General features: G+C 66.1%; 16 protein-coding genes. 3 read left to right on the forward strand and 13 right to left on the reverse strand.

Annotated elements, in window-relative coordinates; all coding sequences use genetic code 11:
• The first annotated feature begins 12 nt into the window (after positions 1-12).
• Positions 13-1803 carry a methyl-accepting chemotaxis protein gene (locus AB2M62_RS09405; protein ID WP_404339701.1) on the forward strand — a complete coding sequence of 597 codons (1791 nt, stop codon included), beginning with the start codon at positions 13-15 and terminating at the stop codon, positions 1801-1803.
• A gap of 172 nt (positions 1804-1975) precedes the next feature.
• On the opposite strand, the gene AB2M62_RS09410 is transcribed toward AB2M62_RS09405, so the two are convergent.
• The 3 genes from AB2M62_RS09410 to AB2M62_RS09420 all read right to left on the reverse strand — a co-directional run bounded on the left by AB2M62_RS09410 (position 1976) and on the right by AB2M62_RS09420 (position 6947).
• Positions 1976-3304 (reverse strand): DUF418 domain-containing protein, encoded by a 1329-nt coding sequence (locus AB2M62_RS09410; RefSeq protein ID WP_404339703.1) that lies wholly within the window; start codon positions 3302-3304, stop codon positions 1976-1978.
• 136 nt (positions 3305-3440) lie between these two features.
• Complete coding sequence (locus tag AB2M62_RS09415; RefSeq protein WP_404339705.1) at positions 3441-4469, reverse strand: aspartate-semialdehyde dehydrogenase; 1029 nt, start codon at positions 4467-4469, stop codon at positions 3441-3443.
• A 258-nt stretch (positions 4470-4727) separates the two neighbouring features.
• Positions 4728-6947 (reverse strand): DPP IV N-terminal domain-containing protein, encoded by a 2220-nt coding sequence (locus tag AB2M62_RS09420; RefSeq protein ID WP_404339707.1) that lies wholly within the window; start codon positions 6945-6947, stop codon positions 4728-4730.
• Between the two features lie 95 nt (positions 6948-7042).
• On the opposite strand from AB2M62_RS09420, the gene AB2M62_RS09425 reads away from it, so the two are divergent.
• Positions 7043-7693: a hypothetical protein gene (locus AB2M62_RS09425; RefSeq protein WP_404339709.1), complete on the forward strand. Its 651-nt coding sequence runs from the start codon at positions 7043-7045 to the stop codon at positions 7691-7693.
• Positions 7694-7949: 256 nt separating this feature from the next.
• On the opposite strand, the gene AB2M62_RS09430 is transcribed toward AB2M62_RS09425, so the two are convergent.
• The 5 genes from AB2M62_RS09430 to AB2M62_RS09450 all read right to left on the reverse strand — a co-directional run bounded on the left by AB2M62_RS09430 (position 7950) and on the right by AB2M62_RS09450 (position 10146).
• Positions 7950-8135, reverse strand: coding sequence for a hypothetical protein (locus AB2M62_RS09430; protein WP_404339711.1), 186 nt, complete (start codon positions 8133-8135; stop codon positions 7950-7952).
• A 235-nt stretch (positions 8136-8370) separates the two neighbouring features.
• Positions 8371-8760: a 50S ribosomal protein L19 gene (gene rplS, locus AB2M62_RS09435; RefSeq protein WP_404339713.1), complete on the reverse strand. Its 390-nt coding sequence runs from the start codon at positions 8758-8760 to the stop codon at positions 8371-8373.
• A complete protein-coding gene (gene trmD / locus AB2M62_RS09440) occupies positions 8757-9494 on the reverse strand; it encodes a tRNA (guanosine(37)-N1)-methyltransferase TrmD (protein ID WP_404339715.1) in 738 nt (245 codons plus the stop codon). Before trmD ends, rplS begins: the two co-directional genes overlap by 4 nt.
• Positions 9491-9913, reverse strand: a complete 423-nt coding sequence (locus AB2M62_RS09445; protein WP_404339717.1) for a type II toxin-antitoxin system VapC family toxin — start codon at positions 9911-9913, stop codon at positions 9491-9493. Before AB2M62_RS09445 ends, trmD begins: the two co-directional genes overlap by 4 nt.
• Entirely contained in the window at positions 9877-10146 is a 270-nt protein-coding gene (locus tag AB2M62_RS09450; protein WP_404339719.1) for an antitoxin, read from the reverse strand. Before AB2M62_RS09450 ends, AB2M62_RS09445 begins: the two co-directional genes overlap by 37 nt.
• Before the next feature lie 84 nt (positions 10147-10230).
• Here AB2M62_RS09450 and AB2M62_RS09455 point away from each other — a divergent pair, with 84 nt between their 5' ends.
• A complete protein-coding gene (locus tag AB2M62_RS09455; protein WP_404339721.1) occupies positions 10231-11136 on the forward strand; it encodes an NAD(P)/FAD-dependent oxidoreductase in 906 nt (301 codons plus the stop codon).
• On the opposite strand, the gene AB2M62_RS09460 is transcribed toward AB2M62_RS09455, so the two are convergent.
• Genes AB2M62_RS09460 through AB2M62_RS09480 form a run of 5 tightly spaced genes read right to left on the reverse strand, consistent with a single transcriptional unit; the run spans position 11133 to position 13998 of the window.
• Positions 11133-11957 carry a TIGR04222 domain-containing membrane protein gene (locus AB2M62_RS09460; protein ID WP_404339723.1) on the reverse strand — a complete coding sequence of 275 codons (825 nt, stop codon included), beginning with the start codon at positions 11955-11957 and terminating at the stop codon, positions 11133-11135. The genes AB2M62_RS09455 and AB2M62_RS09460 overlap by 4 nt on opposite strands.
• A gap of 5 nt (positions 11958-11962) precedes the next feature.
• Positions 11963-12538, reverse strand: coding sequence for a glycine-rich domain-containing protein (locus AB2M62_RS09465; RefSeq protein WP_404339725.1), 576 nt, complete (start codon positions 12536-12538; stop codon positions 11963-11965).
• 48 nt (positions 12539-12586) lie between these two features.
• Complete coding sequence (locus AB2M62_RS09470; RefSeq protein ID WP_404339727.1) at positions 12587-13306, reverse strand: metallophosphoesterase family protein; 720 nt, start codon at positions 13304-13306, stop codon at positions 12587-12589.
• A gap of 47 nt (positions 13307-13353) precedes the next feature.
• The gene (gene rimM / locus AB2M62_RS09475; RefSeq protein WP_404339729.1) at positions 13354-13830 is read right to left on the reverse strand and encodes a ribosome maturation factor RimM; all 477 of its coding nucleotides are present in this window, start codon (positions 13828-13830) and stop codon (positions 13354-13356) included.
• An 18-nt stretch (positions 13831-13848) separates the two neighbouring features.
• On the reverse strand, positions 13849-13998 hold the full coding sequence (locus AB2M62_RS09480) for a hypothetical protein (RefSeq protein ID WP_404339731.1): 150 nt from the start codon (positions 13996-13998) through the stop codon (positions 13849-13851).
• Positions 13999-14018: the final 20 nt, after the last annotated feature.

A 14018-nucleotide genomic window follows, 5' to 3' on the forward strand; every position in this document is an offset into this window, starting at 1 on the left:
CCCGAGGAACGCATGCTCGCCAAGTTCAACGCCCTTTCGCTCGCCACCAAGACGACGGCGATCTCACTCGCCGCGCTTCTCACGCTCGCGCTGACCATCTTCACCATCGCCGATCGCGCGATCACCGCCGATGCCGGTGCCCAGGCCGCGCAGCGCCAGGAAACCAACATGCGGGTCGCCTGGCAAGTGCTCAAGGGCTATGGCAGCGACTTCCGCGTCGAGGGCGACAGCCTGTTCGTCGGCGAGACCAAGCTCAACGACAACACCGCGCCGGTCGATCTGGTCAAGCAGCTCGTCGGCGGCACCGCTACCGTCTTCCTCGGCGACAAGCGCATCACCACCAACGTCACCAAGCCCGATGGCAGCCGCGCCGTCGGCACCCCGCTCGCCGCGGGTCCAGCGCGCGATGCCGTGCTCGGCAAGGGCGAGACCTTCCGCGGCGATGCCGACATTCTCGGCAAGCCCTTCTACACTGCCTATGATCCGATCAAGGACGCATCGGGCAAGACCATCGGCATTCTCTATGTCGGCCTCTCGAAAGACGAGGCGCTTGCCGCCGTCGCCTCGCTGCGCTGGTCGATGGCGATCGGCGTGCTGATCGTCACGCTGCTCGTCGGCGCCGCGATTTTCGCGATCAGCCGCAAGATGTTCGGCCCGCTCGGCACGATGGACGCCTCGATGCAGGCGCTCGCCAGCGGCGCGACCAGCATCGAGATCGCCGGCCGCGACCGCGCCGACGAGATCGGTCGCATGGCCAAGGCGCTGGTCACCTTCCGCGACGCCGCGATCGCCAAGCAGCAAATGGAGGCGAGCACCCGCGTCGCCGATGCCGAGCGCGAAACCGCGATGGCGCTGCTCAATGACACGCTCCGCCGCGTCGCCACCGGCGATCTCGGCGCGAAGATCGGCGCGGACTTCCCGAATGGCTATGCCGAGCTCAAGGCGAACTTCAACCAGGCGATGGAAAGCCTGTCGTCGCTGGTCGGCACCGTGCTCGAGAGCACCAACACCATTCGCAGCGGCTCGACCGAGATCGCCGTCGCCTCGGAAGACCTTGCCCGCCGCACCGAAAGCAACGCTGCCAGCCTCGAAGAGACTGCCGCCGCGATTACCCAGATGAACGGCCGCATCAGCGAGACCGCCACCGCCGCGACGCGCACCGTCGAGCGCGCCGATCGCGCGATCTCGGTGGTCGATACCGGCCGCGCGGTCGCCAACAACGCCGTCGAGGCGATGCACCGCGTCAACGAAGGCACCAAGGGCATCGACTCGGTCATCGAAGGCCTCGACAAGATCGCCTTCCAGACCCGCGTTCTGGCGATGAACGCCGCGGTCGAAGCCGGCCGCGCCGGTGAAGCCGGTCGCGGCTTCGCCGTCGTCGCCGATCTCGTTTCGGCGTTGGCGATGCGCTCCGAAGAAGAGGCTGCCCGCGCCCGTGGCCAGCTCACCGCCACCCAGACCGACATCGTCGATGCCGTGGACGCGGTCGGCAAGGTCGACAATGCGCTGTCCGAGATCGTCGGCACCGTCGGCGAGGTCCATGGCCTGCTCTCGACCATCGCCAGCGACAACCAGGCGCAGTCGGGCGCGATCGGCGAGATCAGCGTCGCGATCGGCGCGATGGATCGTTCGACCCAGCAGAACGCTGCGATGGTCGAGCAGACCTCGGCTGCCGCGCGCAACCTCTCCGATCAGGTCGATCGCCTCGCCGAGCATGCGCGCGCCTTCCGGGTAGACGAAACTCCCGTCCGCACCGCAGACCGCCACGCCTTCCGCGCGCCCGGCACGGCGACGGCGCAGTAAAGTCTCAAATTCCTCCCCGAGCTTCGCTCGGGGGGGACCGCGCCCGAAGGGCGTGGTGGAGAGGCGCCGCGAAGACGGCGTGGTCCTGAGTTGTGAGCAAGCCCGCGCCTTGCGGCCCCGCCCCTCCCTGCTGCGCATGGTACCCCTCCCCCAGCAAGCTGGGGGAGGAGTTCTACGCCTCAGCCGTCCGCAACAGCGGCTGCACCTTCACATAGGCCAGGCTGCGCCACAGCCATTCCAGCGGCCCGCTGACGAAGCCGCGGAACCACAGGTTGGCGATCACCAGCTGCACGGCGATTCCAACAGTCGCGATCCCCGCCATCGCCGCCCAGCCAAACGTGCCCCAGCCAAGCAGCCCCCAGGGCGCGAACAGGATGTATTTCCCAACGAATTGCTGGAGGAAATAGAGCGAGAACGCCATCCGCCCCGCCGCCTTGAAGGGCGCGAGCAGCACGGCACCGAAGCGCGCGCGCACGAGCAGATTGACTGCGGCGAGATGCCCCGCCCCGATCGCCAGCCTGGCCAGCTCACCGGTGACCCACAGGCTGCGCGGCATCGCGTCGAACGCGAACGTCTCGGCGATGCCGACGCCGCGCGCCGCAAAGCCGAAGCCATAGCCGACCAGCAGCAGCCCCCAATAGAAGCGCGCGCTGCGCTGCCCCTGGATCACGCCCCATTTCCACAAAGCGACGCCGATCAGCATCGTGCAGAACGCCTCGATCACGTCCCATACCAGCCATTGCTGCGCGAGATATTCCCAATAGCGCCACGCCTCCGCGGCATAGGGCAGCAGCCCGCCGGCGTGCGCCTTCTGCTCGCGGGCCATCAGCCGCACCGTTTCGGCGCCCGGCTTGGCCTGCGCCGCAATCTGCTGCCAGTCGGCCAGCGCCGCCCTGTCGCCTTGGCTCAGCGCCACGCCGTCGCGCTGGTGCGCCATCGCCGTGGTCGCCTCGGCCGTCAGCCGGCTGCGCTCGACATATTGGATCGCGCCATGTTCGGGGATGCCGATGGTGAACAGCACCGCCCAGCCCAGCCCCAGCGCCAGCAGCACCCGCGGACCCAGCCGCCGGAACGGGAACAGGAACAGCGCCGCCAGCGCATAGATGTGGAGGATATCCCCGGGCCAGAGCAGGAAGAACACGTCAAACAGCCCGAAGGCCAGCAGCCACAGGTTGCGCCGGTAATAGAGATCGGCGACGGCGACCGGTCCCTCGGGCTCCATCGCGCGGCGGGCCATCACCATCATGCCTGCGCCGAACAGGAACTGGAGAAGGCAGCGCTGCGTCCCGGCGACGAGCAGGTTGATCGCCGCCCAGGCGCTCTGGTCCGCGCCGCTCCAGCCGACCGAGCGGATGTCGGCGGAGAACTGCCAGACCGGCGCCGCCATATACGGCACGTTGATGTAGAAGATGCCGAGGATCGCCAGCCCGCGCAGGATATCGAGCACGTCGATGCGCGCCTTGCCCCGAACGGGCGCGAGAGTGGCAGGCGGCTGGCTCATTCTTTTGTTACGCTCACACAAGGACCCGCCGTTGCGATAGGCCCATGCGTGCGCGCGCGCCGCAAAAAACGTCGTAAATTATAACTAAGAAATGGGTTAATACGGGCGGCCCCGAGGTGCCGCCCGCACGCTCTTGTCAGTCGGCCTTTTTCAGATGCCGGCGGCCGAGCAGCTCGGCGATCTGCACCGCGTTGAGCGCCGCGCCCTTGCGCAGATTGTCGCTCACGCACCACAGCGACAGGCCGTTCTCGACGGTCGAATCCTCGCGGACGCGGCTGACGAACGTGGCATATTCGCCGACGCATTCGATCGGCGTGACGTATCCGCCGTCCTCATGCTTGTCGATCAGCATGATCCCCGGCGACTCGCGCAGGATGTTCTTGGCCTGCTCGGCGCTGATCTCATCCTCGAATTCGATGTTGATCGCTTCGGAATGGCCGACGAACACCGGAACGCGCACGCAGGTCGCGGTTACCTTGATCTTGGGATCGAGGATCTTCTTGGTCTCGACCACCATCTTCCACTCTTCCTTGGTCGATCCGTCGTCGAGGAAGCTGTCGATGTGCGGGATCACGTTGAACGCGATCTGCTTGGTGAACTTGGTCGGCACCGCCGGATCGCCGACGAAGATGTTGCGGCTCTGCTCGAACAGCTCGTCCATCCCCGCCTTGCCCGCGCCGGAAACCGACTGATAGGTCGCCACCACGACGCGCTTGATCCTGGCGAGGTCGTGCAACGGCTTCAGCGCCACCACCATCTGCGCAGTCGAGCAGTTCGGGTTCGCGATGATGTTGCGCCTCTTGTACCCGTCGATCGCCTCGGGGTTCACCTCGGGCACGATCAGCGGCACGTCGGGATCCATGCGATAGAGCGACGCATTGTCGATCACCGTGCATCCCGCCGCGGCGAAGCGCGGGGCGTGGAGCTTCGAGCCGTCCGAGCCGATCGCGAACAGCGCCATGTCCCAGCCCGTCGGATCGAAATGCTCGATATTCTGGACCTTATATTGTTTGCCGGTCTCGCCGAAATCGACCGTATCGCCCTGGCTACGCGACGATGCGAGCACGGCGAGCTCGTCGATCGGGAATTCGCGCTCGGCGAGGATGTTCAGCATTTCACGCCCGACATTGCCGGTGGCGCCAGCGACCACGACACGGTAGCCCATTTTCGGTCCTTTTCCCGTCTGCTCGCCGGAGATGCGGCGGCGACGATGCCTTAGGTTGTGGAGGAGGTGGAATGCCAGCGCATTCCGATTGCTTCGCGGCAAAGCACAGCTTCGCGCCCGTGGATTACGGGCGGGTGCTAATTCGAGCGCTGGCCGGTTTTCGAAGCATGCCGCGCCGGTAACAGAACGAAAGCTGCGTGGCGAGGGCCGTTCGTGAAATATTTATTGCGCCTCCCCGCAAGGGAGGGGCAAAACGTCTCACTTCTCCCCCGCATGCCGGTCGAGGAAGTCGAGGATCGTCGTCCACAAATGCACGCTGACCCCGGGCCCGCCGACGCGGTGGGTGTGGCCGGGGTAGAACATCATCTCGAACGGTCGCGCCTCGTTCTGCATCTTGGCGGCGAACACCGTGGCGTTCTCGAACACGACATTGTCGTCCGACATGCCGTGGATCAGCAGCAGCGGATCGCGGATTTTGCCGGCATCCTGCAGCGCGTCCGAGGAGGAATAGCTTTTCGGACCCTTGTTCGGATCGCCCAGATAGCGCTCGGTATAATGGGTGTCGTACAGTTCCCATTTGGTCACCGGCGCGCCTGCCACGGCCGCGGCGAACACGCCGGGCGCCTTTTCGAGCAGCTTGATCGACATATAGCCGCCGTACGACCAGCCATAGGTGGTGATCCGCTTGGGATCGATGAACGGCAGCGTCTTCAGATAGTCGGCGCCAGCGACCTGGTCCTCGACTTCGACCGTGCCCATCGCGTGATAGATATGGTCTTCGAATGCCTTGCCGCGATTGAACGAGCCGCGATTGTCGATGCGGAAATAGACATAGCCGCGATCGACCAGATACTGCTGCAGCGCCCCGCCCCATTTGTGCATCACCTGCTGCCCGGTGCCCGGCCCGCCATAATGTTCGAAGAACACCGGGTAGTGCTTGCCCGGCTCGAGCACGGGCGTGATCATCTCCCAATAGAGCGTCGTGCCGTCCTTGGCTTTGAAGCTGCCATATTGGGTCGGCCGGTGGCTGCCGGTGAAGGGATAATAGGGATGGCCGGGCTTGAGGGCATTCTCCTCGACCCAGGCAAGCCGCTTGCCGCTCGTGTCGGCGAGATAGGTCTGTGAGGGCTGGCTCGCATTCGAGCGCGAGACGATCAGCCGGGTGGCGGCATCGTCCATCGACACCGCATTGTTCCAGCCCGCTTCGGTCACGCGGGTGATCCTGCCCGGATGCGCTAGGTCGAGCGTGTAGAGCTGCTGCTCGAGCGCATCGTCCTTGTTGGCCATGAAATAGAGCCGCCCGCGCGCCTCGTCGACGCCGGCCAGATCGGTGACCACCCAGTCGCCCGAGGTCAGCGTGGTCCACTTGCCCTTGGCGAAGCGATAGAAATGACGATAGCCGCTGCGCTCGGACGACCAGATCAGGCTGCCATCAGGCAGGAAATGATAGGCGTCGGACAGGTTGAGCCAGCTGCGCTCGCCCGATTTCTCGGTGAACAGCACCCGCGCCTTGCCGGTCGCCGGATCGACCGCAAGCATGTCGAGCGTCTTCTGGTCGCGGCTCTGGCGCTGGACGTACAGCGTCTTGCCGTCGGGGGCCCAATCGACCCGCGCCAGATAGATGTCGGTCTCCTTGCCCAGATCCACCTTGACGCGCTTGCCGGTCTGCGGATCGAGCACGTGCAGCTCCACCAGCACATTGGGCGTGCCGGCGGCCGGATAGCGCTGTTCATAAACGTTGGTGCCCTCGGCACCGATCGCGGCGCGCTTGACCACGCCTACCGGCGCCTCGTCGAACCGCTCGACGGCGATCAGCCGGTCGCCGGGCGACCACCAATAGCCGGTGCGGCGGTCCATTTCCTCTTGCGAGACGAACTCGGCCTCGCCCCAATGCACCGTGCCGGCGCCGTCCCGGGTGAGCTGGCGCGCATCGCCGCCGGCGAGCGGCTGGACGTACAGATTCTGGTCGCGCACGAAGCTGACATAGCCGCCGCCGGGGCTCACCACCGGGTTGAGCTCGCCCGCCTCAGTCTGCGTCAGCCGGCGCGTCTTGCCGTCCAGCGTCGCGAGATAGAGGTCGCCGTCCAGCGGCACGAGGATCGCCTTGCCGTCGGGTGCCCAGCCATAGGTGACGATACCCTTGCTGCCGCCGATACGCAGCCGCTCGCGCTGCATCTTCTCGGCTTCGGAGAGTTCCGCGCCCGAGCCGACCTTCTTCGAATCGACCAGCATCCGCCATTTGCCGGTGGCGGTGTCCATCGCCCACAGGTCGAACCGCTCCTTCTCGTCGGCGCGGTTGCGCAGCAGCGTGAGCAGTTTGCCATCGGGCGAGAGCCTGGCCGCGCGGGGCGTCGCGCCGTTGAGATCGGGGCTGGCGAACACGCGCTGGAGCGTCAGCTGCTCGTTCTGCGCCGCGGCGTCACTCGCCATCCCGAACGTCCCCGCCGCCAAGGCCAGTCCCAACCACCATGTGCGCATACCCTCTATCTCCTTGGGGCGGCGTTATTGCGGGGCGAAGGGTGCGGGTAAAGGGGCAGCTTGTTCGGGCGCGGGCGGCTGCGTATGCAATCGCGATGCAGCGCTCGAGCGATTACGAAGAGAATGGCTATGCCGTAGTGCGCGGGCTGCTTGCGCCCGAAGTCTGCAATGCCTTTCTCAACCAGTTCCACGCCTTCGTTCAGCAAAACGGCGCGCAGCTTTCGCAGCTGACCCGGACCAATTCGCTGCTCCGCCGCGAAGCCGTCGAGATGTATGGCTATCACTATCCGCCGATGCTGACTTTGCTATGGGGCCTCACCCCCGTGGTCGCCCGCCTCGCCGGTCGCGAGCTGCTGCCCAGTTACAGCTATTTCCGCATCTACCGCGAAGGCGATATCTGTCGCGTGCACAGCGATCGGCCGTCTTGCGAGCATTCGATGTCGCTGACGCTGGATTATAGCGACGGCGTGCCCTGGCCGCTCGAAGTCGAGCAGCAGGCGTCCGAGCCAAGTGCAACGGTGCACGAGGATTTCGCCGGTGCCCGGTTCGCGGCGATCGAGACGCAGCCCGGCGACGCCGTGCTCTATCGCGGTGTCCATCGCCGCCATGGCCGAACCACGCCCAACCCCAACGCCTGGTCTGCGCACCTCTTCCTCCATTGGGTCGAACGCGGCGGCCCCTTCGCCGACAAGGCTTTCGACGGCAATCTCGCCACGACCAGGCCGGCGAACTTCCCCCTGCGCTGACCAATGCAGTGAAGCGCGGCGCCGCACTGCTGCTTCGCGCGCGATCCTCGGCTTTGCAGGAGCGCCGGCGGCGGATCTGTTCTCTAGGGCCGCTCGCGCAACCATGTAGGATTCTCGACGGTATCGAGCGCCGCGCGGTGGCCGCGGGCCTGATTCCTTTCGCCAATGCCGATTACGATCCCGGCAGGCGCTTCTATTTCCTCGATTACGACGGCACCGAGTTTGAAATCGTCAGCTATGCCTGACGAGCCGCCGCTCAGTGCACCGGCGTCGGCTGGTGGCCCACCGGCAGGTGATGCATCACGGCATAGATGTCGCGCCGGTCGATCACCTGGCTGCACATCGGGCATTGCTCGAAATGGGCGAGTTCCGCGCGCAGCATCTTCTCCGCCGCGCGGCGCTGGTTCGGCAGCTGGGGCTGGGAAATGGAAGCGTGGAACACGGGATCGCCTTTCGTTAGCATCTTCTTCATCATTATAGGTGTATTTACGGGCTCGGGTGATTCCGACCGTGATTCTTTACGGAAAATTTTTTCGCCGCGCCGTTTCCGCGCGCATCGCCCCTTCTCCCCGCTTCCTTTCTCGCGCCACGACTGCAGCAGCGCGCATCGCCGGCGCACGAAAAAGGGCGCGGTAGACATCGCCACCGCGCCCTGATTCTCGCCGTAGCGAAGCGCCTTATTCGGCCGCTTCGACCTCGGTCGGGCGCACGTCGCGGCGCTCGGCGATACGCGCCGACTTGCCGGTGCGGCCACGCAGATAATAGAGCTTCGCGCGACGCACGACGCCGCGGCGGACGACTTCGATCGAATCGATGTTCGGCGAATAGAGCGGGAAGACGCGCTCGACGCCTTCGCCGAACGAAATCTTGCGGACGGTGAAGCTGCTGCCCATGCCCTTGTTGGCGCGGGCGATGCAGACACCCTCATAGTTCTGCACGCGGGTGCGCTCGCCTTCGATGACCTTCACGCCGACGCGGACGGTGTCACCGGGGCGGAACTCCGGAATCTTCTTGGTTTCGTTGAACTTGGCGATCTGCTCGGCTTCGAGCGTCTGGATGACGTTCATGACTGGTCGTTCCTGTTTCGTCGCTGCGCACCAGAGGGAGGCTGAACCCGAGCGCCCTCATGGCGCTCCCAAAGGTCCGGCCTCCTTAGCCGTGTGTCGGTCTCGGCCTGGGCACGTCGCCAGGCCTCGATCCTCGCATGATCCCCCGATCGCAGCACTTCGGGGATCGTGCGCCCTTCCCATTCGACAGGTCGGGTATATTGCGGATATTCGAGCAGCCCCGTTTCGAAGCTCTCGTCCATGCCGCTGGAAGGCGCGCCCATTACGCCGGGAAGCAGCCGAATGCAAGCGTCGAGCAGCGTGAGCGCCGCCATTTCGCCGCCGGAGAGGATATAGTCGCCGATCGACACTTGCTCGATGCCGCGTGCCTCGAACAGCCGCTCGTCTATCCCTTCGAACCGCCCGCAGATCACGGTGATGCCCGGCCCGTCCGCCAGCGCGCGAACCCGCGCCTGGGTGAGCGGCGCGCCGCGCGGCGTCATCGCCAGCACCGGCCGTCCGCCCGCGACGCTGTCCAACGCCGCGGCGAGCACGTCGGCGCGCATCACCATCCCTGCGCCGCCCCCGGCCGGCGTGTGGTCCACCGAGCGGTGCTTGTCGGTCGCGAAGTCGCGGATCTGCACCGCCTCGAGGCTCCATTTCCCCTCGCGCAGCCCGCGTCCGGCAAGCGATATGCCAAGCGGCCCGGGAAACATCTCGGGGTAGAGCGTCAATATGGTCGCGGCGAAGGTCACAGGGTCCAGTTCTCGAGCTTGAGGCCGGGTACATCGGAAAAATCGTCCGCGTTGCGGGTTACCAGGATCAATCCCAGCGAAAGCGCATGCGCGGCGATCAGCCGGTCGAAACTGCTGCGTTTGAAACCGATTTGCCGGGCGATCTCACCATAAGCGGTCGCGGCGGCAGCATCGAAATCATGCGCGACGATCGTGGTCAGAAACAGGTCGACCCGTCGCGCATCTTCCTCGGGATGCTCGGAATTGCGATTGCCGACGCGCAGTTCGGCCGCCGTGATCGCGGACACCGCGAGGCGACTGAATTCACGCTCCACGCGCGCCGCGAGCGAGGCGCTTCGCGCGAGGAGGAAATCCAGGCAGGCATTGGTGTCCAACAAGAAGTTCATGCAGCCTCGGCCGATCCCGGTTTGCTGCTCCAATCTCTCGCGTCTTGTTCGATGTCCCCGCGGGCCAGGCCAAAGCCCGAAGACATGCTCCCGTAGAGGCTCATCAATAGGGCGAGCGCCTCATCCTCCTTGAAGACGCTGAAGGTGCCATCACCATGGGTGACGATACGAACGTCGTCGCCATCATTGAGCCCAAGCGCCTTGGGAAGCCGCAACGCCACTGAATTGCCCGACTTGAACGTTTTCGCGCGATAGGTGTTCGTCATCACCGCCTCCGTATATACCGAATGTATATACGTGGATCGAACCGGTCAAGGAACCACTCGCTTCCCCGCGCGCTTCGCGCTCTCATGGACGACTGCATCATCATTGGCGCCGGACCCGCCGGGCTCACTGCCGCAATCTATCTCGCCCGCTTCCATCTGGGCATTCGCCTGTTCGATTGCGGGTCGAGCCGCGCCGCACTGATCCCCTGCACGCATAACCATGCCGGCTATCCGGAGGGCATTTCGGGCAACGACTTGCTCGCGCGCATGCTCGAACAGGCCGAACGCTATGGCGCGGTGCGCGAACCCGCCGAGGTTACCGCGCTGCGCGTAATCGAGGACGGGTTCGGGGTGCGCGTCGGCGAACGCGAATATGGCGCGCGCACGGTCCTGCTCGCCACGGGCGTAGTCAACAATCGCCCGGACATCGACGACGCGCTCCATGCCGAAGCGCTCCAGCGCGGGCTGCTGCGCTATTGCCCGATCTGCGACGGCTATGAAGTCACCGACAAGCGCGTCGGCGTGATCGGCACCGGCGAGCATGGCATGCGCGAGGCGGTGTTCCTGCGTGGCTTCACCGCAGACGTCACGCTGATCGCACCGGGCGGTGCGCATGAACTCGATCAAGCCTGCCAGGATGCACTGGACGATGCCGGCATCCGGCGACTTGACGGACCCTGTGGCGATTTCCGCATCGAAGGCGACCAACTCAGCGTCGGCACTGCGAAGGGCCGTCAGTCCTTCGACAGCATCTATCCCGCGCTTGGATCGAAGATCCGCTCCGGTCTCGCGGTTCAGGCTGGCGCCGCCGCTGCCGAAGACGGTTGCCTCGAAGTCGACGATCACCAGCGCACTTCGCTGCCCGGCCTGTTCGCGGCGGGCGATGTTGCCAAGGGGCTCGATCAGATCAGCCACGCAATGGGCGAGGCTGGCGTCGCCGCCACGACGATCCGCAACCTGCTCGCCGAGCAGCGCCCGATCCGGCGCTAGCTCGAACAGCCGCCACAACCTCCGCCACCGCAGCCCCCGCCGCCGCCATCGCTGCTCGAGCTGCTGTCGCTGCTGCTCCCACTATCGGGCGTCCGCATGCGATGAAACGCGCCCCAATCGGAGCCTACCAGCACCGCGGTGCCAAACAATGCCACCCCAAGATCGATCTCTCCGCTTGCCGGCGCGCGCCGCAGCCGTTCAGAGCGCGTGCGCGCCTCGGTGAGCAACTCCCGGCCAGCGCGCGTCTTTCGGTCGAGTGCGGCGAGGCGGATCACCGCAAAGACTGCAGTCAGCACCAGCAGCAAGGTCAGGAAGCCGACCGGCTTTCCCCGCGCCTCGCCGATCTGTAGCTTGGTCCAGCCAAAGGCGAGCAGCAGCAGGTAGGGTGTGACCTGCCACAGGCGCAGTTTGAGTGCGGACCAGCCGTCCATCAACAGCCCGTCCGCGATCAGTCGCTCGCGGATCGGGTCGGCATGCCGGCCGATCGCGCGTGCGATTGCGCCCCAGTCGGCCGGCTGGGGTAGGGCCAACACGCTGCGCTCGGCAGGGGTGCTGCCGCCCAGCCCGCCCGTGGCGAACTTGTCCTTGCCGTCAATCGCCAACTGGCGCGTGGCAAGCAGCCTCGCAGTGACCGCGTCGGCGAGCCGGGACGTTCCCCCAGCAAGGAAAGCGAGGTGCTCGGTATCGGGCCTGCGCGGCGCCCTGCCCTCGGGCCGCAGCCAATGCGGAATCAACAGTCCGAGGATGACGGTGCACACCAGCAACGCGCCGTACAGCAGGAGAAACGGCCCACCGGGAAGATCGAAGGGTCCGAGCGACATCACGTCTAACTCCTCAGCAAGAGCACCGGGACGAGCGCGGACAAGGCTGCCACGAGGAGCAGCAGCATCCCGAGCATCTTCCGGGGCACGATGATCGCGTCGCGCGGATGCACGCGGCGCGCCTTGTGGTCCTGGTTGAGCCGCCGCGCCGCGTCGGGCCACAAATCCGCGGGCGGAGTGCCGAAGACACGCTCATAGCTGCGCAGCGTCTCGGCATATTGGTTGCAGAAGCGATGCTGCTCGCTGCTGCCGCCCGCCGTGGGGCCATGATGCAGCGGCCGCCCCAGCACGTCTGGGCAGAAGCGATCCCAATAGTCGCGGCTATAGGTGAGGTGCAGGTGCCAGGCCTGGTCGACCTGGTCCGACGGCGTCACCGGATGACCGGCAGTGACCGCCAGGAAGCAGAAGCGCTTATATTCCTCGATTACCTGCTCGGCCTGGCCACGGGTCCAGCCATTCTCGCGCGCCAGCCGCTCGGCAAATGGCAGCGCCGCGTCTTGCGGACCGATGGTGTAATGGAAGAGCGCAGACCAGATGGGGTGGTCCGGTGTTTCAGCGGTAAGACCGGGGGCCTTGCGCATCCGAATTCCCTTTAGCAGGATGGGGATTGCCGGGCAAGCGCCTGCGGCTCACGGCGCGCCCGTCGCCAGCGCCCGCGCCCAGTCGTCCCGCCCCTCGCGCTCGGCCTTGGCGGCAGCGCGCGCATGGTCGTAGGCGACGGCATGGAACGTGACTTCCCCGCCCTCGACGATCGCATAGCGCGCCCGCGGATCGTCGCCGCGAACGGCATAGGGATAGGGATAGTCGTCGAAAAAGCCCTGCAGCCCGACGCTGCCGGGATTGGCGACGCTGCGGCGGTCCGCAAGGCGCAGCAGCCCGGCGATATGCGAATGGCCGCACAGCGTGATCGGTTCGCTCCGCGCGCCCAGCCGCGCCGCCACTTCACGCGGCGTGGCGCGGCGAAGCCCCTCGGCCTCGACGGTCTCGAGGAAATGCTCGAGATCATTGGCCGGCGTGCCGTGGCACAGGAACAGCCCGTCCAGCGCCAGCGTGCCCGGCAGCGCCGCCATCCAGCCGAGTTGCGCTTCGGAGAGCAGCGGGCGGGAGAAGCCGTCCGAAGCGCCCATCCGCGCGGGCGCGAGCGTCAGCAATTGGCGCTCATGGTTACCCGCGATCGTCGGCCAGCCGCGCGCGATCAGCCAGTCGGCGGTCTCGGCGGGCCAGAGCGGTCCGGAGACGACGTCGCCTAGATTAACGAAGCGCGTGCAGCCCTGCGCCTCGGCGTTGGCAACCACGGCTTCGAGCGCCGGCAGATTGCCATGAATGTCGGATAGGATTGCCGTCTTCATGGGGTGGTTTCAGCACGCCCGCGCCGGTTCGACAATGATGGCGCCGATCAGGCCTCGACGAAGGCGGCGTCGATCACCAGGCGCTGGGCATCCCATTCGGGCACGGCCTCGGGGCGCATCGGCACCATGAAGCGCTTGCCGGTCGCGCGCTCGACTTCGAGCACGTCGCCGGCGCCGTAATTGTCGATCGCCACCACCGTGCCCAGCGATTCTCCTTCCGAGGAAACCGCTGCAAGCCCGAGCAGGTCGACATGATAATATTCGCCTTCGCCCAGCGGCGGCAGCGTCGAGCGCGGCACGCTGAGTTCGGTGCCGCGCAGCGCCTCGGCGGCGTTACGGTCGCTGACTTCGGCGAAGCGCGCGATCATCCCGTTCGAGCCCGCACGCAGGCTCTTGAGGGTCAGCGTGCCGCCGTTGAAGCTCTTGTAGCTGGCGAGGTCGTCGGCGAAGCGCTTGAGGCGCACTTCGCCGGCGATGCCATGCGCACCGATGATCACGGCAAGCGTGACGGGCCGATCGCTCATGCGCGGCCCGCCACGGGCTCAACCCTGCGGCGAGCCCGATTGCCGGGGATCGGCAGTCTCGCCGCCCTCTGCAGGATCCTCGTTAGAGGCGCCCGCAGGGTTGGTTTGGGTGCTGCCCGGTGCCTCACGATCCTCGGTATCCGGACCGGTTTCGGGTTTGCTGGCCATCCTGTGCTCCTCTGGACTGA

The organism is Sphingomonas sp. MMS12-HWE2-04 (assembly GCF_044881185.1).
Taxonomy (GTDB): Bacteria; Pseudomonadota; Alphaproteobacteria; order Sphingomonadales; family Sphingomonadaceae; genus Sphingomonas.

Bases quoted from the DNA above. Each gene is read 5' to 3' on its own strand.
- AB2M62_RS09425 (WP_404339709.1), top strand. From the start codon at position 7,043: ATGCAGCGCTCGAGCGATTACGAAGAGAATGGCTATGCCGTAGTGCGC.
- rplS (WP_404339713.1), bottom strand. From the start codon at position 8,760: ATGAACGTCATCCAGACGCTCGAAGCCGAGCAGATCGCCAAGTTCAAC.
- AB2M62_RS09460 (WP_404339723.1), bottom strand. From the start codon at position 11,957: ATGTCGCTCGGACCCTTCGATCTTCCCGGTGGGCCGTTTCTCCTGCTG.
- AB2M62_RS09410 (WP_404339703.1), bottom strand. From the start codon at position 3,304: ATGAGCCAGCCGCCTGCCACTCTCGCGCCCGTTCGGGGCAAGGCGCGC.
- AB2M62_RS09450 (WP_404339719.1), bottom strand. From the start codon at position 10,146: ATGACGAACACCTATCGCGCGAAAACGTTCAAGTCGGGCAATTCAGTG.
- AB2M62_RS09415 (WP_404339705.1), bottom strand. From the start codon at position 4,469: ATGGGCTACCGTGTCGTGGTCGCTGGCGCCACCGGCAATGTCGGGCGT.
- AB2M62_RS09480 (WP_404339731.1), bottom strand. From the start codon at position 13,998: ATGGCCAGCAAACCCGAAACCGGTCCGGATACCGAGGATCGTGAGGCA.
- AB2M62_RS09405 (WP_404339701.1), top strand. From the start codon at position 13: ATGCTCGCCAAGTTCAACGCCCTTTCGCTCGCCACCAAGACGACGGCG.
- AB2M62_RS09470 (WP_404339727.1), bottom strand. From the start codon at position 13,306: ATGAAGACGGCAATCCTATCCGACATTCATGGCAATCTGCCGGCGCTC.
- rimM (WP_404339729.1), bottom strand. From the start codon at position 13,830: ATGAGCGATCGGCCCGTCACGCTTGCCGTGATCATCGGTGCGCATGGC.
- AB2M62_RS09465 (WP_404339725.1), bottom strand. From the start codon at position 12,538: ATGCGCAAGGCCCCCGGTCTTACCGCTGAAACACCGGACCACCCCATC.
- AB2M62_RS09420 (WP_404339707.1), bottom strand. From the start codon at position 6,947: ATGCGCACATGGTGGTTGGGACTGGCCTTGGCGGCGGGGACGTTCGGG.
- AB2M62_RS09455 (WP_404339721.1), top strand. From the start codon at position 10,231: ATGGACGACTGCATCATCATTGGCGCCGGACCCGCCGGGCTCACTGCC.